We start from the raw sequence: 21,769 nt of genomic DNA on the forward strand, positions 1-21,769 counted from the left end.
GTCGTGCAGGTGGATATTGGCCCGCTCAACGAGCAAGGCCAATGTTACTGCTTGCGCTATCTGAGCAAATCGATCCCCATCCGCAGCCCCAATTGCCTGGTTTACCGCGAGCCATGTTTCTGAGACCCGGCGAGCCGCGTCAATTTCCCGTTGAAGATCGGCAAGGTTTGCTTGCGCCTGGGTGTCCGCCAATTGCCGTTGTAACAGTCCCCCAATGTCTTCACTGCGCTTTCTGATCGAAGCTTCAAGCGATCCGTGTCGGCTTTTCAGATCATCTTGAGGAGTGGTTGGTAGCCCCGCATTTTCCAAAGCTGTCAACGCATCGCGCCGCTCCTTTAGCGCGCCCTCAGCTTCCACTTTATCGGTTTCAGCCCGCTTCGTTCGCTGTTGGCGCGGGCTGATCTCATCGTCTGTCGCAGACTGCAGTTCGATAGCTCGCGGTAGGGAAAGTCCGGCGGCCGCGCAGGCGTTGGCTAACGCGATTTCGGCGTCATCAAGGCGGGCTTTGGCAACGGTTAGTGCTTCCACCGCGGCGTTGCCTTGGCTCTCCAAACCGCTCAGATTCGCCGTCTCGAGACCCAACTTCTCCTGGGCCGTTTCAAAGGCAACTTGGGCATCCTGCCGGGCTTTATTGTGGCGCGAGCGATGACTGTCGGTGGGTTCACCGCCGAGCAGCATTTTTCTCTGATTGACGATAGCCGTATAGGTAGCCTGCCGCGCGTCGCGATCCCTGACGGCCTCGGCCAGCGCTTTCTCCTCGTTTGCGAGATGGGCGGCGCAACGCGCAATCTCAGTGCCGAGTAAGTCGAGGGTTTTCTGATCCGAAGCAATCTTATCTTTGGATTGTATCAGCGCCTTGATCGTTTGGCGGAGTTCTTCGAGCCGGTCCTGGGCATTGTGATCGAAAATCTCAACCGCCAAGCCCATTTCCGAAAGAAAGGGGGCAAGGCGGAGGCCGATCTCGGAAAGGCTGTTTTCCGCTTCGAGGATTCTATCCTTTAGTGCGGTAAGGCGCGCTTCCGACTCCGCGACCCGACTTTCGATCTCCCGCTGCACCCCTTGCAACCGGGTGATTTCTCGCGTCTGCTCATCAATAGCTTCAGCAGCACCGCGATGCTGCTTCTCGAGTTCTGAAAGTCTGTCCCGGTCTTCCTCAAGCTTCCGTCGCCATTCGGCCACGACCCTCATCAGGGCATCGAAAACCTCCTCAGGCCTATCGATATCGCCGGGAACCCGGTCGGCCAAAGGCCCTTTGGCGAGCGCGTCACGCGCGGCGTTAAACGCCTCGACAGCAACCGATTGCCGCGCCTCCAAATCCCGAGCGGTAAGGTTTTCTTGAGATATAGAAACCTCTGCCGCCATACGGTCCCGCTCAGCGGCCTGGACTTGATCTAGAGCTGCGTCGCGCGCGTTAACGGCGGCCTCGAACTGCTCGCGCAAGGTCCGAGCCAACTCGGCGAGCGCCGTGTCCTCCATGACCGGGTGGTCAGTTGACCGGCAAACGGGGCAAGGTTCGCCGGGGTGAAGGTGTCGTCTGAGGTGCGCGGCTTCGCTTGACATTGCAGCGTCCGCTGCCGCGACCGGCTGTTTCAGAACCTCAATCTGCAGGTTGAGCTTTTCGGCTGTTGCCGCCGCCTGGGTCTTGTTGATTCCAGCGCGCGTGATCGATGCCTCTGCTTGCGTGAGCCGCGTTCTGCTGAGGGTCAAGGCAGTGCGTGCAGACCGGGCATCGTTACTCGCGTCACGAAGACGTCTCAGATCGCTCGTTGCTTGGGACAGGCGGTCGAGACGGTCGGTCGGCGCGGCCTCGGTGAGGCCCGAGCGCTCAGGCGCGATCCGATTTTGATTAGCTTGAGCCGCTGCAATTTTTCCTTCGGCCACCCCGATGGCTGTTCTGGTATTCGTCTTCTGCTGGACATCGCGCGCGATGAATTGCGAGAGCAGAGAGTGATCCTCCTGCCATTTTAACTTATTCGCGGCAGCGGTTATCCGGCCTTGCAGACGATCCTCAAGCAGTGCCCAGTTAGCCAAAAGCACCTCGTGGCCCTGAACGCTCGCGAGCCGCGATGTCTCAGCATCAATACTGGTTTGAAGTGCCTTTTTCCGGATACCGAGTTCATCACTTTCCCGTTTGGCGTCTGAGACGCCACGTGTGGTGACGTTCACCCGATCTTCGGCTTTTTGAACCTCATCCTTCGCCGTCGCTATTTGTCCATCGAGCGTTGTCGCCCTCGACCAATCCTCCGCAAAGCCCTTGAACACGCTTTCAGCTTCATTGCGCTTTACAAGGGCGGCGTCTGACGCCGTCTTTGCTGCCGCTGCGATGCCCTTCTGTGCAGATAGGGCGTTCGACAGAGTGTTTTGGGCCTGCGTGGCGCTGTTGACGGCCAAGGCCGCTGCGTCCCTCTCCTTCACTTCACCGCGAATGGCGCGGGCGGCATCCCATTCGCGCAACCATGCTTGATCTGCGCCGCAAGCCTCCAGTTCTTGACTTGCTGCCTGCAGGCGGGCTTCGGCCTTCGTCCAGTTTGCGCGGGCTTCTTCCAGGGCTAAATAGGTCTGAAGGTCGGTCGTAATCCCGCACAGCTCAATATCTTCGGCCTTTTGGGTGGCCTGTTGAGTTGCGATCTCGCCCGTGAGCGCAATCCGCTCTTCCGGCGTCAGGAGGTGGTGTTCGCCGCGGCGGGCCTCCAATGTTTCAAGGGCTTGCTTTGCCACGGTATGGCGGGCATAGACCCGGCGCGAAATATCCCGGTAGACCTCGGTGCCTGTTACTTTTTCGAGGATTGCAGCGCGGTCAGCGGTTTTTGCGACGAGGAATGCATCGAAATCCCCCTGCGCCAGGAGAATGGTCCGACGAAATTCGTCATAGGTCAGGCCGGTCAGCGCCTCGACCTGCTCGTTAACACTAGTGATCTGGCTTGCGAGGACCTGGTTATCGGATGTGCGTTTGAGACTGCGCTCGGCATTTTGCAGCTTACCATCGCGCCGATCACGCGCGCGCCTTACGACCCATTCAGCCTCATAGGCTGCCCCGTCAACACCCCGAAATCTTACCCGTGCGACAGCCCTCGCCGCCCCTCGGCGCAATACTGTGCGCGGATCGGTCGTTCTGAGCTCCTGGCCCTCGACATCGGCGATGTTCTCCCGCGTGCCATCCCCCGATAATCGCGGGCATTGCCCGTAAAGGGCGAGGCATAGTGTATCCAGTAGACTCGATTTACCGGCGCCGGTCTCGCCGGTTATCGCGAAGAGACCTGCAGAGGAAAGCGGATGAGTATCTAATTGAAGATGGAAGGGTTCCGCGAGGCTAGCGATGTTCTCGCCGCTGATCGACAGTATCTGCATGCTCTAACCCTCCCCGGCCACATCGCGGAAGGCTGCAAGATGATGGGCCTCTGGCGCGGTGCCGTGACAGCTTAGGAAGGCTTTAACGAAAAGGTCTTCGGGCTGGGTTTCTTTCAGGGAAAGGGTTGGCGTTGCAACGAGCGTTGCCTCGAGTTCTTCAGGCATCGTTCGATGGACCCTAATCCCGGCGGTGCGTACCGGTGCGTCTCGCAGCAGAGCCTCGGCCTTGCCAATCACAACAGCAGGCACTTCCTTGGTTGCAGTGAGTTCAATATAGACGAGCGGCCTTAACGAGGGGTCAGGGCTGTCAACGATCAGGGAGAGCGCTTTCTCAAGCTCCTCAAGGGGCATTGTTCCGGTTTCAGGGAGACGCAACACCTGCGCAGGCCAGGGGATTTCGCGATGGCGGCTGGTCACAGTGCGCCCCTGAATTTCAAGGATTGTGACCCCATGCTTATAACGAAGTTCCGATGCTGACATTGGAAAGCAGCTTCCCGAATAGCGCACTCTTCCGTCAGCGAGGCTTTGTGGCCGGTGCAAGTGGCCAAGGGCGACGTAATCCAAGCGCTCAGGAAAGATGTCGGGGGAAACCGCATGGGATCCGCCGATCAGGATGCGGCGCTCGGCACCCTCACTCTCAAGCCCCCCGGCGCAATGGAGGTGTCCTGTTGCAATAAGGGGTAGGTCGCCGATGACTTTGGCGGCGGCGGCGACAATGTCGGTATGGAATTTCCGAGCGGCTTCCATGACGGTTAAACCGTCTTCCGTTTCTGCAAATGCCACTCCCGGTAAGTCTGCGGCGCGCAGAAAGGGAATGGCCAGGACATACAACGCAGGGTCTCCGTTGGCACCTGGAACGGGAATCAGATGGCTGTTGACGTCGACTGTTGCCCCTAGGCGTCGAACGGTTCCGATCGCATGGATCCCGAAGCCTTGAAAAAGATCATTTGGCGCTTCGAGGCGTAAAGCCGGGTCGTGGTTTCCGCCCGAGATTACGATAACGAGGTCTGGTCGCCGCTGCTTGAATTCAGCGAGCGCTTTGTAGAGCAGCTTCTGGCTTTCACCAGACGGGTTAGTGTTATCAAAAACGTCCCCAGCGATGAGCAGGAGATCGATCTCCTCCTCGACGAGGATATCTGCAAGCTGCTCGAAAAATACTTGATGTTCAGCCTCGCGAGACCAGCCGTTTAAAGTTTGCCCGATATGCCAGTCTGCTGTGTGAAGCACGCGCATCAATAAAAATACTCCAGAGAGACGGGATTTATTCCAATCTACATGCAGATGAGTATCTTCGTATTTTGCTCTCAGGGTAGGTGATTGCACCCGTCATTGAGCGAGATTATGCAGTGAGCTTGTGCTATTTCAAGCGGAAGCTTGCATTGATTGGTAGGTGTTGCGGTATATGGATTCCTGTGTGCGGCGCAAGAGCACCGTAAGGCGGCGTTAATTAAGTTGGCTTACATAGGCTCGCCCGCTAATTAAGCGAATGCCGGATTGCTTAATTAAGGCAGTTGGCTCAAGCTTGCTGCATGTCCGAACATGCTTCTAATCGCCGGCTTGGCCGCTTTGTCGAAACCCCCGTCGCGGGTGAAATTGTGCGGGCCTTCGTGCCGCCAGCCCTACCGCCTTATCCTCCAGTTGACGTGTTGGCCCTCATTGACCGGTTGGGGCAGGCCGAGCGCGCGCTGGGGCGGTTGGATGGTATCACCATGTTGCTGCCACGCCAGGAACTGTTTCTTTACATGTATGTAAGGAAGGAAGCGGTCTTATCATCCCAGATCGAAGGGACACAGTCGACCCTCTCCGATTTGCTGCGTTTTGAAACAGAGGCGCATGCCGGCCAGCCGATCGACGATATCCGCGAAGTCTCGAATTACGTCGATGCCATGATGTACGGCCTTGATCGGCTGCAGGAGCTACCGTTATCGCTGCGTCTTATCCGCGAGATGCACGCGCGCTTGCTGCAGAGCGGGCGCGGCGGCACCAAGAGTCCTGGGGATTTTCGGCGTTCCCAAAACTGGATTGGCGGATCTCGCCCCGGCAACGCCCTTTTTGTTCCACCGCCGCCAGCAGAAATGGAGGCCTGCCTCGATGCTCTCGAGCGCTTTATGCACGAGGAAGAATCCCGTCTTCCGGCGTTAATTAAAGCAGGCCTTTTGCATGTTCAGTTCGAGACGATTCACCCCTTTCTCGATGGAGATGGCCGAATTGGTCGCTTGCTGGTAACGCTATATCTGTGCGTAAACGGCGTGCTGCATAAGCCTTTACTGTACCTGAGCCTTTACCTCAAAACGCATCGAACCGACTATTATCGGCTCCTCCAGGAGGTGCGCGAGCATGGTGCCTGGGAGTCCTGGCTTGAGTTCTTCCTGACAGGCATTGCAGATACGGCAAATCAAGCGTTCGACGCTGCAAGCCGCATTGTTGATCTTTTCAAAGCCGACCGAGAGAGGATCACCATGGAGAGTGACCGAGCTGGGTCGGCCCTTCGGCTGCATGAGCTTTTTCAGCAAAACCCATACCTCACGGCCAATCAGCTCGTCGAGAGGACGGGGCTCTCTTCCCCCACCGTCAATGCTGCGCTGGCTGATCTCGAACGCTTGTCGGTAGTCAAGGAGGTCACTGGCCGGAAGCGAGGGCGGGTCTTCAGTTACTGGCGTTATCTCGCGATCCTGAGCGAAGGCACAGATCCATTGCCGCATATTGAGTGACGGGTAGCGGCAATTCGTTGGTAAGGCATTGATATTTCGATGGAAAAGCCCTGTGCCATAATTCGCATTATGTGATTTGAAAGACATATTTCTGTATCAATTCAAACTGGGTCGACGGATATAGCCAGGTCTTTCGATAGCGTGCCAAGAGGTTCGTGCGTCCGGTCGCAAGACGGGGTAGCTTCACACCCTACAATGTTTACTTCCTCTAAAACGAAGCCGGGTGACGCAGCAACGCTCTGGGGCCCACCAGCGGGCCTAGCGTTCGAGATTTGCAATCCTGCGGGTCAGCCAGAACCATGGCCGCTTCACGATGTGGTGCGGTTGATCACGGTTATCCGCGATGCGGCGGCGGTTGTTCTGGCTCGGAACCACCCGGATCGTGCGCCTCTGGTAGAGCGGTTGCTCATTGGCCTTAGGGCGCATGCGGCGGAAATGCCTCGACGCCTTCGCCTGATCCCGGTGCCATCCCAGGGGGCACAGGGGCTCGAGGCGGTTTTTTCGAAACTCTTCCTCTCCATCCCGCCCGACTGCCCCTGGTCCGAGGGGGAGATTCGGGGGGCGTTGAGCGGTCTTGTGGTCGCTGATTGGGTACTCACCCCAATCCCTTTGCCCGGCACGGAAGCCTGCCCCAGCCTTTGGTCCCAGCAGGGAGCACGGCACTGGGTTAGTCTAACACCGCTGGCCCTGCCCGCCCTTTCGTCGCAGCCCCGTCGGGGGTACCATAGGACGGAAGACTCTGCGCAAGCCGCGCTTATTCAGGCTTTCCGCCAGGCGGGCTTCGATCCTCGCCAGTATATCGCGGGGCAGGTGCGTCGGACCCCATTCAGCGGCGCGGGGCCGCAGGCGGAAGCGTTTGCGGTGCCCCCGAGGTTCCCACCCCAGCGCCTGTGGTATGCGGCGTTAACGGTCGCCGAGCCAATCCAGGGGCCTTTGCTGCTGGGGGATGGGCGCTGGTTGGGATTGGGGGTCATGACCCCCGTGGGGCAGGTGGGCCGCCTAACCCTGCGCCCCGCCGCTGAAACGCTTCCCGATGCCGTCGCTTACCGGCTGCTGCCCGGCTGCCGTCCGCCGAAAGATCAAGCCCCGGCTGTTGCTGCCGCAATTCGCGCCGCCGTGATGAGCCTGGCGCGCGACGCAACGGGCGGCGTGCCGCTGCTCTTCTCCGGGCATTTGGCGGGGCCAGGGCCGGCGCGCTTGGGCAATCATCGCCATATCTATCTTGCTGTTCTGGATCGCGACGGCGATGGGCTTCTGGATGAAGTGCGCCTCATCGCCCCGTGGCGGGTCGACCGGTCGCCGGGCGTCGAAGGCGCTGATCCGGCGGCAGACCGAGCCGTCTTCGCCCGCGTGGCCGCCCAGCTGCGCATCGTTCGGGCGGGGGCTCAGGGTGTTTTGTTACTCGCCGCCCCAAAACCCTTGCCGCCCGAAACGTCCGCGATATGGACAAGCCTCACACGCTATCGCCCAACCCGCCACCCGAGGGGAAAAGCCGACGCGGCGTCGTTCATAGCCGATGATGTTCGCCTGGAACTCACCCGTCGCGGCCTGCCGCCCCCGGTCGATTGTGGTGTTCGCCGCATCGTCTGGCAGGGAGGTGTCTCAGCGCATCTCATCCTGAGCTTTGCGAACCCGCTGACCGGACCCATTCTGATCGGCCGCGATGCCCACCAGGGCGGCGGCCTCCTGTGCCCCGCCCCCGCACACGGCCCCGAACACGCCACTGGACAGATCGGTGCCGCTATCGAATGATTGTCGGACGAAGTCAGTCTTGCCGAGGGGTTTTGCGAGCGGCTCAGTACCCGCAAAAAGCCGGGACCCGCTCGAAATCGGCTAAAGGCTTGATTGATAAAGCGTTCTTTGACAGTGTGAGCCACGCCTCCCCCCTCCTTAGCCCTTCTGAAGCAAGCCCAAAACGACCCGCTCGCAAACGGCGCGATTTTGCGTTACCATACAAGGGCTTCCCAAGGGGGGAGCTTCTCCGGCCTTATTGGCCGGAGCCTCATTGAAACCACTTCGCGCGCTGGATAGGAGCCGATGAGCTTGCGCGTGCTTCTCCGGCCTTATTGGCCGGAGCCTCATTGAAACCTTGTTCGTGCGCTGGCTCTTGAAAGCCCGGCTAAGCTTCTCCGGCCTTATTGGCCGGAGCCTCATTGAAACCGCGCCGCCGCCCCGGGGGGGGGCCGCTTCGCTCCGCGCGCGCCTGCTTCTCCGGCCTTATTGGCCGGAGCCTCATTGAAACTTTTCAACGTCAAAGGCTGCCTTGACGTGCGACGTCGGCGCTTCTCCGGCCTTATTGGCCGGAGCCTCATTGAAACTACCGTTATTCGTATCTAAGATATCTTCGTTGTTAATAGAAGCTTCTCCGGCCTTATTGGCCGGAGCCTCATTGAAACCCATCTATACGAGCATAAATAGGGATCATTGAGAACAGCTTCTCCGGCCTTATTGGCCGGAGCCTCATTGAAACAGCTTGTAACGCACTTTCTTTAATCCCGATCACTTCGCTTCTCCGGCCTTATTGGCCGGAGCCTCATTGAAACGAAGCCCAGGTTGCCGCCCTCGATTTGTCGGCGCAGGGCTTCTCCGGCCTTATTGGCCGGAGCCTCATTGAAACCCGAAGTCGATCCAAATTGATGAACCAGCGCTGATTCCGCTTCTCCGGCCTTATTGGCCGGAGCCTCATTGAAACCATAGTCTTCCGTCGCTTCTTCAATCAACTCCTTCAGTGCTTCTCCGGCCTTATTGGCCGGAGCCTCATTGAAACCCGGGAACAAACCGTCGAGCAACCTATAGGGTTTTTGTGTTGCTTCTCCGGCCTTATTGGCCGGAGCCTCATTGAAACAGCGCGGACAACGCCGCCAGTGATCCGCTCGATCACCGCCCGCTTCTCCGGCCTTATTGGCCGGAGCCTCATTGAAACCTGTTCTGCACGTTCATGTATTTCAATAATCAACTCGGCTTCTCCGGCCTTATTGGCCGGAGCCTCATTGAAACTCGAAGAACTCGGGGCTGACGAGAACGCGCACGTCCGTCGCTTCTCCGGCCTTATTGGCCGGAGCCTCATTGAAACCTTCCAAACTTCGGACGTTGCAAGCGAGAAGCTGACAACCTGCTTCTCCGGCCTTATTGGCCGGAGCCACATTGAAACTCGATACTCGCAATCATGCGATGCTTCAGCCCGCCATAGCTTCTCCGGCCTTATTGGCCGGAGCCTCATTGAAACGGCGGGGGTAGTTTCCGCATCGTATTAACAGCGTTCGCTTCTCCGGCCTTATTGGCCGGAGCCTCATTGAAACGGGTACTGTACGATTTTGATTTCCATTTTAGACCGACGCTTCTCCGGCCTTATTGGCCGGAGCCTCATTGAAACATTTGGATGATCTTTCAACCAATCACGAACATTTTCAGTTCCTCCGGCCTATTCTCCGGAGGGGCTTTTTTCCCTCGCGTCACATCGTGCTTGGCTTTCGCCCTTTCAGCCTATTCTACAAGGTGATTTACGCGTAAATTCTGCTAACCTTAGGGAGTGTTGCGTTTTCAGGGATAAGCCTGTGACGAAGGATCCACCAACGGCTGAAGACGGCTTAGAGGCCTTAGAGCCGACGTCAGCACAGCAACTGTCGTTGCTATTACCCGCGCCAGCCGTGGGGATCGATGATGTGCTGGTCCCCGCCAGGATGATTAATGAATGGGTCTATTGTCCCCGGCTTGCCTATTTGATGTGGGTCGAAGGGGAATGGGCTGACTCGGGCGATACCGAGGCTGGGCGACGGGTTCATGCCGGGGTTGATGCGGCCCGTCCGGCGCTGCCCGCCCCCGACCAAGTTACCGAGGAGTCGCGCCCCTTCGTTACCCGGTCGGTTGAACTGGCCTCCGAACGCTTGGGGTTGATTGCTAAGCTCGATGTGCTGGAAGGGGATGGGGGAATTGTTACGCCCATCGACTATAAGAAGGGCAAGCGCCCCCATGTTGCGGCGGGGGCTTACGAGCCGGAGCGGGTGCAACTCTGCGCGCAAGCCCTTATTTTAGAAGACAATGGGTATCGGGTGGGCGATGGGTTCTTGTGGTTCGCCGAAAGCCGTGACCGGGTGCCCGTGCGGTTCGATGAGACCTTGCGGGCCAGCACCGCTGCAGCCGCAGCATCGCTGCGTTTAGCGGCGGCCACGCGGCGCATTCCGCCGCCTCTAGAGAATAGCCGAAAATGTACCCGCTGTTCTTTATTGCCGATCTGTTTACCCGATGAGGTGAACCTATTCCGCACCGGGGCCGTACCCCGCACCCCGCCCCCAGCTGCCGAGAGTGCTTTGCCGCTTTATGTGCAGCAGCCGGGCGCCCGGATTGGGAAAGACGGCGAGGTTTTGGTGATAAAGGCTCCTGCGGCCCGCCCATCCGACGCCGAGCGCGACGAGGCGTTTCGGGACACCGACGCCGAGGTGCGCGTCGCTATCGGCGACATATCGGAACTGGTCATAGCCGGGCGGGTAAACCTTTCGACCCCGGCCTTGCATGCCCTAATGCGCGCCGACATTCCCGTTGCCTGGATGAGCAGCGGTTTTTGGTATCTTGGCACCACGGGCGGTCGCGGCCCCCGCAGCGCCGGGGCGCGCGTTGCCCAGTATCGCTTACGGGAGGATGCGGGCGGGCGTTTGGCCTTTGCGCGTACGTTAGTAGAGGCGAAACTGCGCAATCAGCGCACAATTTTGCGCCGCAATTGGCGGGGCAGCGAGGCCGAGCGGGATCCGGTTCTGGATCGTCTCCGGCTTCTGTTAACCCGCCTGCACAAAGTGCGGGACATGGCCGAACTCTTGGGGACTGAAGGCGAGGGCGCCGCGCTCTATTTTCGGGCGTTGCCGAAGCTCTTGAATGACAAGGCGGCAGCCCTCCCCGCCTTTGGCTTCGAGCGCCGGTCACGCCGCCCGCCCGCCGATCCTGTCAATGCCTGTTTATCCCTCTGCTATGCCCTACTCACGCGAACGGTTTCGACCGCGCTGGAAGTGGCGGGGCTGGACCCGTGGGTTGGCTTCTATCACACCGAACGGCCTGGCCGCCCGTCCTTGGCACTGGATATGATGGAGCCCTTGCGCCCCATTCTTGCCGACAGCGCCGTTTTAACGGCGATTAACCAGGGGGAACTCGGGCCGTCGGATTTTGTGATGGTGGGGCCAAGCTGCAATCTTACTCCTACTGGGCGGCGAACACTGATTAAAGCCTTCGAGCGCCGCCTGGACCAAGAAGCCACGCACCCAACCTTCGGCTATCAAATCTCGATGCGGCGTATGCTGCACGTCCAGGCACGGCTTCTTGCGCGCTACCTGCGCGGCGAATTGGCGATCTATCCCCATTACGTGCCACGGTAGGGGGCGGGAAAAGCCTATGTCCTCCCGCAACGAGAGATTCTATATCGTCACCTACGATATTGCGGATCCAAAACGGTGGCGGCGGGTATTTAAAACCCTGGAAGCCTATGGCGAATGGTTGCAGCTTTCGGTCTTCCAATGCCGCCTAACCGCCCGCCGCCGCGCCGCCTTAGCGATGCGCCTCGACCGCGAAATTAAGCCCTCGGAAGATCACGTCTTGATTCTGGATATTGGCCCGGCGACCGAGGTTGACCTGCGCATCGAAAGCTTGGGTAAGAGCTTTCAGGCGATAGACCGCGAGGCCAGGGTTATCTAGCCTCATCCGCCGCCCCGTTTGCGAGCGGTTCAGTACCCGCTAAAAGCCGGGACCCGCTCGCAAGGATTTAACCAATTGATTTGATTTATAGAAAATCTAACGAAGCGTCGAGAAAGGACAGATTTACTCTCCTATTTCACCCTTTCCAAAACACCCGCTCGATTCCTGGGCGAATTTTGGTTAGTTTATAAGAGCTTCCCGAGGGGGGGCCTTCCCATGTCGAAAGGCCTGGGCCTCATTGAAACCGGGGGCGCGCGGTTCCCGCAAAGGTTGTGGCGACACCCCTTCCCATGTCGAAAGGCCTGGGCCTCATTGAAACACCCACGTGAGCGCTTCATCTTCGGGCAGGAAATCGAAACCTTCCCAGGTCGAAAGGCCTGGGCCTCATTGAAACGCCGACAGCGCGGGGACGCGAAACGCGCGAGGGTTCCGGCGCCCTTCCCAGGTCGAAAGGCCTGGGCCTCATTGAAACGCCGACGACGCCCGATACCAGCGCCGTGCGAAACCGGCCTTCCCAGGTCGAAAGGCCTGGGCCTCATTGAAACCTCTCATTGGACCACTTGCCCACTTAAAAACGGAAAAGCCTTCCCAGGTCGAAAGGCCTGGGCCTCATTGAAACAGGGCGGCTGAAGTTGAGGGTTTCCGTGACGCGACGCCTTCCCAGGTCGAAAGGCCTGGGCCTCATTGAAACGGGAGAGAATCGACACCCTTAGGTCTTTTGACCATAGCCTTCCCAGGTCGAAAGGCCTGGGCCTCATTGAAACGTATTCAAGATCGGCCTTGAAGTTGACGCGGGTGCGCGCCCCTTCCCAGGTCGAAAGGCCTGGGCCTCATTGAAACCACTAATATATGTACCTCTGCAAAAGAATCTCAACCAAAACCCTTCCCAGGTCGAAAGGCCTGGGCCTCATTGAAACCGCCGTTCCCGATGAACGATTGCGTTTCGCGTAGGTTGCCTTCCCAGGTCGAAAGGCCTGGGCCTCATTGAAACTTAGATTCCACCGGATCAAGCAAACTCCGCATCGCTGTCCTTCCCAGGTCGAAAGGCCTGGGCCTCATTGAAACTGTGCAGGAACAACGAAGTTCTGAATGAAGCTGTTCGTGGCCTTCCCAGGTCGAAAGGCCTGGGCCTCATTGAAACAAGCGCTGATCCGGGTTTGTCGCATTCTGGTAGACCGCCTTCCCAGGTCGAAAGGCCTGGGGTTTTCTCGGTGCGCGCGGCGCTGAAAAGTTTGTTATGCTGCCTCAGGCTCTATTTTGAGATGAGGCGCGTTGACGATGGATGTGGGGATTTTCCGGCAGATTCTCTTCTGGCCGCTCTCGGTCCATCTGCCGGCCGCAAACGATGATTCGGACCTTGTCGCGCGCGTGACTAAGCATCTAACGCAAATCGACAGCCCGTGGCAGCCCAAACAGCACCCATTCGAGCCTGGACATACCGCTAAGCCAGAGGATTACGCTGCTGCTGTTTACATGCATCCCTTCGTGCAAAAGCTGCTTTACCCTAAGGATAAGAAACCGGCTTTGACGCGGTTTGAGGCCAAATCAAAACCTGCCCTTCTGACCGTAACCCATGAGAATGAAACCAGCGTCAAGCTCAGAGTTAACCGTTTGGAACTGGCGTTATTTCGGACGGGGGTGGTCATTCTGGTCCTGGACTTACAGAACCAAGAACCTCTGACATTAGAAGCCGTCCAGCGCTGTCTGGATGAGCTGCGTCGCTGTTACCTGCCCTTCTGGGATAACGGCTCGCCCAAAATGGTACCGGAGTCGGTTACCATTGATGCGCAAGAGCCGTTGAGCGCCCCAGCAGGCATGGACGGATCGGGCCTAACGAATACCGGCGTTGGGCTTGCGCCAAACTTGCTGCCCTGGTGGGGAAAATTACTCGCGCCGCTGACTTTCAATGACCAAGGTGACGACCCCTGGGTGTCCCATGTGGTCGATGAACGGCTGCCCAGTATGGCATTCATCACAGTGGATGACCCTACTGCTTTGAAGCGCGCCGATTGGGTTCGGCTGTGTTTCGCCGATGCGCCAGGGGCCGGGTTGCCCTATGGGGAGGCATTCTTAGCCGATTTCGAGAAGCATCATTGTTACGACCGGTTCTGGGATCCCCATGGCCCGGATTGGATGCGGAGCCGCTATCTACTCACCGGCTATCAATTCACCTTTGTAGGGCGTAGTGGCGACGACTTCACCCGCGATACGCTGTCAACGCATTTTAGCCATCATTACACCGATATGGCGCTGGTGCTCTATTATCAACAGGCTGCCTTACTGCGGTTGATGGCCCGATTGACCCCAGGGACGGTGAGCGATCTCAGTGATGCGGCTTATCGCGCCCAATTGCGGGCTGCGCAGCGGGAGTGGATGGATTTTCTCGGCCACGGCTGGTTCCCAACCCTTTCAAACCAAGTGCAGGGGCAAGACCTCTTCGATCTCTGGCAGACCCAGTTGCGCCTGCCCGACCTCTACCAACATGTCGCCGAAAAAGCCCGCGACATGACGGCCATTCTGAACGTCGCCGAAGACCATGAAGCCACCGAAGCGGGTCTGCGCCTCAACTGGATCGCCATGCTCGGCCTCATCGCCTCGCTGATTGTCGGCGGGTTGGGGGTAAATGTTTTCATTCCCGAGCATGCCTACGGCGGCAAGGGATGGGCAGTGGTTGCAATCACCACAGGCGTCATATTGCTTTTGGCTGGTTTAGGGTTTGGAGCAATGGCCCGCCTAAACCTAACCTCACAAAAGCCGCCGTTGAAAAAGCTCAGCTACGTTAGTCTCATTCTTGGCGGGTTAGCTTCAATTACGGGCTGGTTGTTGGTTTGCCGGTAACCGCCAACAAGGAGTCGGGGATAGCATTAGCGGGAACCGCTTGCTTGGTATCCAATTTAACCGCCTTCCTGATCGTGTTGAATTCCGGCAGCGCCGGATACTCAAACCGACCCCTCGACGCCTCCGCAGCCCCATAGGCTGGCTTTGCGGCGTTTAGCCATTGTTCGACCGATGTCACCTTGGGCCAGCCCGACCAATTCTTGGCCATATAAGCTTCGAAGGCGCGCAGAAACGGCTTTGGGTCTAGCCCGTCTCTTGTCCAGCCTTCCCCACCCTGAGGATCGATGGCGATCAAGCGGGCCTGGGCCGCTGCGTCGTTGGGGCGCAGGGCAAGACGCAGGTTTTCCACCCGTGTTTGCCCGGCTCCGAAGGGTTTTCCCCGACCGATCTGATGCCGATAGGGTTTTGATGGGTCGCCGCCGTGAGTCAGCACCCATAGCAGCAAGCCCAGTTCGACGGCACTGACATTATGCAGGCGAATCTCGCTGCGGAAGAGCAACTCCCCGCCCTTTGTGCGGTGCTGAAGGAAGCTGAGGCGGCTGATAACGTCCCTAAGGCTGGCGGGGTCGCGGTTCAGGCGCTCGATCTGATGCTTCAGGCTCTTCACGAGGTTCTGAGGCGCATCGGCCAAATCCTCGCGGCGGAACCGGGGAATATAGCGCTTGCGCCCGGCCAATCGCGTATCCAGATCGGAATAATCCTTGTATCGGCCCCGCAGATAGAAAGGCGCGAAGGAGGCGCGGGGGGCACCCATGATGGTCTCGATGACCGGCCCTTCGGTCGCATCCTCGGCATTCACTAATTTGGCAAAGCCAAAAGCAACCCGGCCTTTCCGCGCTTCGGACTGGGCGGAATCTGGCTTAAAATCGCTCTTTTCCAACACATAGCCGAATAGCGCCTCGACCATATCGGGCGTAAAGTCCATCGGATCGGGTAATTTATGCACCGATTCCCGATCTAGAACATCACCGATAGAATATTTATGCGCGATTTTGAAAAAGCGGGTTAACCCGAACTCCAGCATTTCACCATGCTGAACATAGAAGACGGGAACAGGATTCCCTCTCTCCAAGGTTGGCCAGAGAAGCGCAAGACTACCATCAGGTTTCCGGTTATGCCGGGCAGGTTTGGTATTAATCAGCCAAAAGCGATCCCAATCGCGGGGCGGAACCGGAAAGGCTTCGGCATTCGGATCATCGAAGAAAACATATTCATGTTTCTTCGATTGCCCCGGTCCACCGCGCGTCTCTGCCTCTCGGATTTGGCGGGCGTTGGGAGGTGCTGGAGACCGGTGTGAAAAGACCAAGCGACCGCGTTCGCCGTTTACCGCATCTGGTTCGGCGTATCCATCCTCTGGGCTGGATCCGGTTATGCGGAACCGCCGCAGCGGGGCGGAGGTAAAATCAAAACCTCCTTGCCCAGCCTCTCCGTAGCGGTCTTGCATTGGACGCTTTAACCATCTCTCCCGCCAGAGATATACATCCTCATCCTTTTTTTGCGTTAGAAGCTTTTGTAATTCTACATGCTTGATACGACGCCATGTCTGGCAAGGTGTGACGGAAGCTTCCCCCGTCTTTATATCATAGCGCATCCACCCAGCTTTCACTTGCTTTGCTGAGAGGATGGATTTGGTCTCATCCTCAGGTCTCACCCGTGGATGGGTGAAATCCCGCAAGCCATACCGGTGATGCCGATTGAGTTGCGAAAGCCGGGCACCGGCGACGATCTCCGCCGAGGCGCGGATCATCCCCCGCAGCGTCGCACCGGGGATGACGTAACCGATACCCGGCATCGACAAAGGACGAACGGGTTCAGCCGTTTTTGATGGGCTGGATGTCGTTTCCGACTGACCAATCAAGAGAGGGGTTTCCACGGCCCAATCGACCGTTAGGCGGCCCGAATAGCCATCGGAGACCGGCGCGGCGCGCGAAACGTCCGCGCCCCTGACGACCGTCTCATTCAGCGCGACGAAGCGGAAGGGGGAGGTGAGGAGATGTTCACCCAAAGGCTCTCGCGGCTTGGGTGAATTTCCGTGGCCCCCACTCATCCGGCGCGTGGTATCGGGACGGGAAGCCTGTGCTTTCAACATTGGTGGCACCGGTTGAGCGTATCGGCGAGAAAGCTCGGTCTTAAATAGGTCGGCGATTTCAATGGCTTGATCAGCCAGCTCAGAAAAATCTTGCAGATCGTCATATAATTGATCTGCCAGATTATCGAAGAGCTCTTCGCGGGTTAGTTTTGCGCCCGTTTTAGCCAGCGCTCGATCCGCCTCATCGCGATATTTCTGCTTAAGCGCCGTAATGCGCGGATCTTCAGCCATTTTTCCCCTCCTCCACGGTTACGGTGAACCAGCCGAAGCCTTTGTTGGTGCCATGCCCCAGCAGCAGCACATCGTCCTTCAGATGGTCGATCAGCTTTTCGACGAAAACCAGGGGCGCAGGCTCGTTATCGTTCAGTCGCAGGCGAGCTGTCGCGCGCACGCCTACATAGGTGCGGGTGGTAAAAAGCCCGCCATCAATTGGTCCGCCGGAGAAACGATCAAGCTTCACCGAGGTGATATCCCAGTCCCTTCCCGTGGTGACCTTTAAGCTTTCCAGCGCAAGCCGCGCCCTTTGGCCCGTTGTGCCGAACAAGGTATCGACTGTTCCTGTATCGGAAGAGGACACAGCAGATAACCAGTTTGCCTGGGCGCGTAGGGCACCCATGAGGCTGGTTCCTGGAATATGCGGCAAATCACTCGACAAGCTCTGCGCTTTCAACTGCGCTCCTTCGACTGCCCCCGCAGCTTTTACGGTACTATCGAGAATAGCGAAGGGGCCTTCGCAGGTCAGGCTTAAGGTCCAAATCCGGTCAAGGGTCGGTTGCTCGCAGACCAAAGGGTGAATTTTTTCGAGTGTGCGGTGGAGTTGACCATCGACTTTCAAGCTTAAACGGGTGGCGGAAAGCCCGTCTTCCATAAGGCGCACGCGCCCCTGCCCATCCGTCTTACCCTTCCCTAATTGCGCGCCCTGGATGAGGCGGGCCAGCAGCGGCTGGAGTGCTGACCAAGCCGTATTAAGCTCGTCTTGACTATCAGCCACCAACAGAAGCTCCAGTGGAATCAACGTTCCGGGAGGCAGCATTTCCTGAAAGAATAGCTTATGCTCGTCCGCTGTTCCGGTCGCCGGATCCAGCGCTGTACGGGCAGCGGCGAAACTACCCCGCGCGGGATCGGCATAGGGTGCATCACAAACCGGGCCGGGCGTACATATACTCCCCCAAACAAAGAGTTGGCCCATCCGCCCCTTAGTGCTGTCGCCTCCCGACTTCGCACTGCCGAAGAGAGCAATATCATCACAATCGCCCGCGAGGCCGCGCAACATGCCCTTTAGGGATGACCCCGGAATGAAAGGAAGCCCCCCTGCACCGCGCAGGATCGTCGTAAGGCGCGGGGACTCCCCGCCCTGCTCTTTCTTCAAGGGCCGCTCCCCGCCATCGCCAAGATGAAGCGGGCTTTCCGTGACAAGCTGGCCTTTCACTTCCAGACGGAAGGGGTGCAGGCCGAAATTCTCTTTCTCGGCAGACATTAGGCTTCCCCTCCCAAGTCGATAGCAGCAATCCCTTTTGATAGTGCCCTGTGGTCGATGAGGTTTAGACGGAAATCGCCAAAACCGTTCTCCGGTAGGAACGAGCAGGTTCGCCAATCTTGGCGCGTCGCCCCATGCGCGGGAAGACCCTGCCCCATCAGACGCTGCAACCGCTGCTCAAGATTACCCGCGAGCAAAAATACCGATCCGGGTTCGGTCAGGACAAAGGGGCGGTATTGACCAGCTCCGAAATGCCGCCGCCGTATTCCAATGTAGCCACCCGCCAGCCGGTGCGTCGCAAAGAAACGGCGCAAGTGGCAAGCCTCTCCCAGGGCCTTCGACCAATAATCAGCATAGGCTCTTTTCAAGGCTTCCGCATCATCTGGCAGCTCGGTTTGCGGCAACATCATCGTTGGAGTGATCAGCGTTACCGCCCAGAGCTGCGTGTCGGGTGCGACTGGTTGAACTGACGGCGCGCTCACAGTTTCGACGCGAACGATTTTGGCCGAAGCCCCGGTTTTGCCGATGCCATCCAAACCACGCTTCAGGAGCAGATCAAGGAAACGCGCGTACCAATCTTGGTCGGCCTCGCACCGGTCGATCCGCAGCCGCCAGCGGCGCTTGATCCCTTGGCCTGGGTCTAGCCAGGGTGATAGGCCGATGTCGCCGTATAAATCGCCATCAGCGGCCGTATAATTTTCTCCAATCTGGGTGTGCAGGCGCGGGCTGGCGGTGATTTCCGAGGCTTGAGGTAGAGCACCCGCCTCGCCTCGCCCTTTCCAATCGCCCTGATAGGCAGGCAACTCTCCGTTCGCACCGAGTGGGACAGCGCCGGGGCGGACAAGAAGGACATCCCGAACACAGCGCTCCCCATCGAGTCGCACGGCGGAAAGCGGTATTGGCAAATCCAGCTCCGCCCCCACATCATCCAGCGGGAAAGCGTGCGAGACACGGATCGTTTGAAGCGCGTCCCCCAGAGGACCGACTGCTGGCTTCTCTCCTGCTAGTTCCAGGGCGCGCGCCAAAGCGCCTTTGAGGACAGTTCCCGGAATAATGGTCGACCCACACCAAACATTGTCCGATAGGCGTTGGGCATCGACCAAAAGGCGGCGATCAAATGTCACATCAAGCCACACCGTCGACGGATACTCAGTTTTCTCCAACGGGGGCAGGATAAGGGATCGAGATTTTGCCCGAAGAGATTGTGCAACAACCCGTCCAAAACCGGCGCTTTTGCCGCTGCCAACGGCCGGCACAAGGGCCCAGGCCTTTTCCAAGAGCGATACCCAGCGTTGTGCCGCGTCCGGGTTGGCATAGAGGATTGCCGTTCCTACTAACTCAACCTGCTCACCCAGAGGAGCAACGAGCTCAATGACCTGAAGCGCGCCCCGCTGCACGCTACCGGTTTGCCGGTCGATGGCAATGCGAGTAAGTGTGTTCTCGTGTTTGATCGACGGGTTAGCCCTGATGTCTAGAAGGTCGCCCGTAATTAAGGTGCCGCGTGCCGGTATATTACCCTCCCCAGTTTCAATAGCCTTTGAAGAAGGCCCACCAAACAGATCGATAATATCCTGCTTGCTGGCGGCTCCTGCCTCTTCCAATGAGACCATCGCCGCGCGCAGCAACCCCTTCACCTGGTCGCTTGGAATCACAGGATGTTTTTGTTCGTTGCGCAGCGCGGAAGTATCAACCCCTAGAACCGGCGAGGCCAGGCCTGGTAGGATGAATGGGCTGGTTAAGGTGGCCGAGATAGTAATTTCAATCCGGTGCGTCATGCTGCCGCCTCACCCGTCCCAGGCGTCTTACCGTCCCTGGGCCAACCATCGCCGAACGGATCAACATAGTCCCAATAGTGCGTCAGAAGCGCGAGGGTTAGGCCCGCCGGACGATCCCCGCCCCAGTCTGCTAGCGCCTTGATCCCCCCCTCTCGGCCTTTTCCGGCAGCCGCGAGGTATGCTTTAAACACGCTTTTAATTGTGTTGATTGTATTGTCATGGGATAGCGCGCCCTGATCACGGAGACTGTGCAATTGGCGATAGGCTTGCGACCTTGGGAGGCCCGTCTCGTCATGCTCCAAAGCTGCAATCAACCCAGGCAGGTCTCGCAACTCGGTCGGCGTCAGGGTGAAGAGCGAAGCTTCTTTTTCGTCTTTGTCCTCTTTTTTCTCGGGCGCAATGTAGCGGGTACGGCGATACTCTGCCAGTCCAGCGGCGCTGTCGGGTAAATCAACACTCTCAAACACTTCAATCTGCACCGCGTCGGCAGGGCTGTCGCCGGGAACCGACTTTGCGGCATTGCATAAAGCCTCGGCCATCGCGCGCGCCTGCCGCAAGGGTGTCCGTCGGTCGCAAATAACGATTCCCATCGCATGGGTTAGGGTTTCAGTCGCCCCCTCCCCGTGGACCGGCATGGTCCAATCTTTGGCCCATTGGTCGAAAAACATCTGTGCCCACCAAAGGGCGATCCAACTGGGCATGACGAAAACCATTTCGTCGCCGCCCCATAGCAGTGTTTCAAAGCGAAAAGCTTCTACTTCATGTTGGCTGTCCTCGCGGAGGTCATGGTCATTGATGACTCGAGTCAGCCGTTCTTTTCCCGTGCTTGAGGCTCTCTGGTCCGTCAACCAACCGATCATCGGACGAAGAAAATTTCCCTGCTGATATTCGCGCAGCTTCTTCGCGAAGGTCGTTAATCGATGCTCTCCTGCTGTTTCAAGTCGCGTGCGCTGACGAATTTTGGTGAACTGATTGCCATCAATATGGACGACCGCCACTTTATTGTGGACGGCCTCTTTTATCGTGGTCCCATTGGGAAGTCCCCCGGCGATATGATCGACTGTATTGACGAAATCGGCCTCGTATTTTGCGTCTTTTAATTCGGCGCGATAAAAATATTGCCGCATCAAACGACCAAAAGTACGGCGGGCGGCTACCGATGCTGACATCCAGGCTTTGCGCTCAAGCCCGTTGTCTTGCAAATCGGTGGGTACAGGAAATTGTTCTGTCGCAGGAAGAATATTACCAAACCGCGCTTTGTCGGGCCTCACTGCCTTGACCGCCAAATGTGTAAGGGGCGCGCCGAGGCTTTGTAGCTGCTGTGATCGGATATCGGCCCGCGCACGATCTATCGCTTTGTCTATGCCGTCTTCATCAGCCGTGATCTCGGTATAGGCCAGGAGTATCCGAAGATGAGCTAGGGGTAGTGCCCCCTGCGTCTTTAGGATGTCTGGGTCGTATCCCTCGATCGTGACCAGGATAGATTTCAATTTTTCCCAATCGATTCCTTCTTGCATTAGTTTAGACCGAATGGTTTTGATCGTCTGATGTGCTACCTTTTCGTCCGATGTAAATTTGAAGGCAGCCAGTGAAGCCCCGGTGAAGATTTCATTGACCGGCCCGTCCGCCGAACATTCTTCCAATAATTGTTTGATACGGTAAGGCGCAAACAAGAGCCCTAAGCTTGCGCCACGGATACATGATAAATCGGTCGTGTCGAATACAGTGGTATTAAAATCAACGCCCTCAACCCAAAGCAAAAATGCTGGCATTTTCAAACCCTAAAACGGATATAGTCCCAAAATGATGACATGTCTCCGTTAGATCTGTGAAGGGGCATAATTCGATCAACCCG

General features: G+C 57.9%; 11 protein-coding genes and 2 CRISPR repeat arrays. Of the genes, 5 read left to right on the plus strand and 6 right to left on the minus strand.

Features of this window, described 5'->3' with window-relative positions; all coding sequences use genetic code 11:
• Together ACIQ36_RS04685 and ACIQ36_RS04690 are read right to left on the minus strand one after the other, a co-directional pair.
• Window positions 1-3,348: AAA family ATPase (locus tag ACIQ36_RS04685; protein ID WP_395826410.1), on the minus strand; the 3,348-nt coding region annotated here is incomplete at its 3' end.
• A 3-nt stretch (window positions 3,349-3,351) separates the two neighbouring features.
• Window positions 3,352-4,581, minus strand: coding sequence for an exonuclease SbcCD subunit D (locus ACIQ36_RS04690; protein ID WP_395826412.1), 1,230 nt, complete (start codon window positions 4,579-4,581; stop codon window positions 3,352-3,354).
• Between the two features lie 296 nt (window positions 4,582-4,877).
• Here ACIQ36_RS04690 and ACIQ36_RS04695 point away from each other — a divergent pair, with 296 nt between their 5' ends.
• The 5 genes from ACIQ36_RS04695 to ACIQ36_RS04715 all read left to right on the plus strand — a co-directional run bounded on the left by ACIQ36_RS04695 (window position 4,878) and on the right by ACIQ36_RS04715 (window position 14,573).
• The gene (locus ACIQ36_RS04695) at window positions 4,878-6,059 is read left to right on the plus strand and encodes a Fic family protein (protein ID WP_395826414.1); all 1,182 of its coding nucleotides are present in this window, start codon (window positions 4,878-4,880) and stop codon (window positions 6,057-6,059) included.
• Between the two features lie 318 nt (window positions 6,060-6,377).
• Window positions 6,378-7,811, plus strand: coding sequence for a type I-U CRISPR-associated protein Csb2 (csb2, locus tag ACIQ36_RS04700; protein WP_395826416.1), 1,434 nt, complete (start codon window positions 6,378-6,380; stop codon window positions 7,809-7,811).
• 223 nt (window positions 7,812-8,034) lie between these two features.
• Window positions 8,035-9,518: a CRISPR direct-repeat array (repeat unit 37 nt; unit sequence GCTTCTCCGGCCTTATTGGCCGGAGCCTCATTGAAAC).
• A gap of 95 nt (window positions 9,519-9,613) precedes the next feature.
• Complete coding sequence (cas1, locus tag ACIQ36_RS04705; RefSeq protein WP_395826418.1) at window positions 9,614-11,419, plus strand: CRISPR-associated endonuclease Cas1; 1,806 nt, start codon at window positions 9,614-9,616, stop codon at window positions 11,417-11,419.
• A gap of 16 nt (window positions 11,420-11,435) precedes the next feature.
• A complete protein-coding gene (cas2, locus tag ACIQ36_RS04710; RefSeq protein WP_395826420.1) occupies window positions 11,436-11,735 on the plus strand; it encodes a CRISPR-associated endonuclease Cas2 in 300 nt (99 codons plus the stop codon).
• A 209-nt stretch (window positions 11,736-11,944) separates the two neighbouring features.
• Window positions 11,945-12,949: direct repeats of the CRISPR family, unit length 36 nt; unit sequence CCTTCCCAGGTCGAAAGGCCTGGGCCTCATTGAAAC.
• A 64-nt stretch (window positions 12,950-13,013) separates the two neighbouring features.
• Window positions 13,014-14,573 (plus strand): hypothetical protein, encoded by a 1,560-nt coding sequence (locus ACIQ36_RS04715; RefSeq protein WP_395826422.1) that lies wholly within the window; start codon window positions 13,014-13,016, stop codon window positions 14,571-14,573.
• On the opposite strand, the gene ACIQ36_RS04720 is transcribed toward ACIQ36_RS04715, so the two are convergent.
• Genes ACIQ36_RS04720 through ACIQ36_RS04735 form a run of 4 tightly spaced genes read right to left on the minus strand, consistent with a single transcriptional unit; the run spans window position 14,545 to window position 21,686 of the window.
• Window positions 14,545-16,893, minus strand: a complete 2,349-nt coding sequence (locus ACIQ36_RS04720) for a TIGR03986 family CRISPR-associated RAMP protein (protein WP_395826424.1) — start codon at window positions 16,891-16,893, stop codon at window positions 14,545-14,547. The genes ACIQ36_RS04715 and ACIQ36_RS04720 overlap by 29 nt on opposite strands.
• Complete coding sequence (locus tag ACIQ36_RS04725; protein WP_395826426.1) at window positions 16,886-18,139, minus strand: RAMP superfamily CRISPR-associated protein; 1,254 nt, start codon at window positions 18,137-18,139, stop codon at window positions 16,886-16,888. Before ACIQ36_RS04725 ends, ACIQ36_RS04720 begins: the two co-directional genes overlap by 8 nt.
• Window positions 18,139-19,914 carry an RAMP superfamily CRISPR-associated protein gene (locus tag ACIQ36_RS04730; RefSeq protein WP_395826428.1) on the minus strand — a complete coding sequence of 592 codons (1,776 nt, stop codon included), beginning with the start codon at window positions 19,912-19,914 and terminating at the stop codon, window positions 18,139-18,141. The genes ACIQ36_RS04725 and ACIQ36_RS04730 overlap by 1 nt, the downstream gene beginning before the upstream one ends.
• Window positions 19,911-21,686 (minus strand): hypothetical protein, encoded by a 1,776-nt coding sequence (locus ACIQ36_RS04735; protein ID WP_395826430.1) that lies wholly within the window; start codon window positions 21,684-21,686, stop codon window positions 19,911-19,913. The genes ACIQ36_RS04730 and ACIQ36_RS04735 overlap by 4 nt, the downstream gene beginning before the upstream one ends.
• Window positions 21,687-21,769 lie beyond the last annotated feature (83 nt).

Origin of the sequence: Elstera sp. (assembly GCF_044372965.1) — a bacterium.
Lineage (GTDB): Bacteria > Pseudomonadota > Alphaproteobacteria > Elsterales > Elsteraceae > Elstera.

Excerpts from the sequence above, each read along its gene's own strand:
- ACIQ36_RS04690 (WP_395826412.1), bottom strand. The coding sequence starts at position 4,581 with ATGCGCGTGCTTCACACAGCAGACTGGCATATCGGGCAAACTTTAAAC.
- ACIQ36_RS04695 (WP_395826414.1), top strand. The coding sequence starts at position 4,878 with ATGTCCGAACATGCTTCTAATCGCCGGCTTGGCCGCTTTGTCGAAACC.
- cas2 (WP_395826420.1), top strand. The coding sequence starts at position 11,436 with ATGTCCTCCCGCAACGAGAGATTCTATATCGTCACCTACGATATTGCG.
- ACIQ36_RS04715 (WP_395826422.1), top strand. The coding sequence starts at position 13,014 with ATGGATGTGGGGATTTTCCGGCAGATTCTCTTCTGGCCGCTCTCGGTC.
- ACIQ36_RS04720 (WP_395826424.1), bottom strand. The coding sequence starts at position 16,893 with ATGGCTGAAGATCCGCGCATTACGGCGCTTAAGCAGAAATATCGCGAT.
- ACIQ36_RS04725 (WP_395826426.1), bottom strand. The coding sequence starts at position 18,139 with ATGTCTGCCGAGAAAGAGAATTTCGGCCTGCACCCCTTCCGTCTGGAA.
- ACIQ36_RS04730 (WP_395826428.1), bottom strand. The coding sequence starts at position 19,914 with ATGACGCACCGGATTGAAATTACTATCTCGGCCACCTTAACCAGCCCA.
- ACIQ36_RS04735 (WP_395826430.1), bottom strand. The coding sequence starts at position 21,686 with ATGCCAGCATTTTTGCTTTGGGTTGAGGGCGTTGATTTTAATACCACT.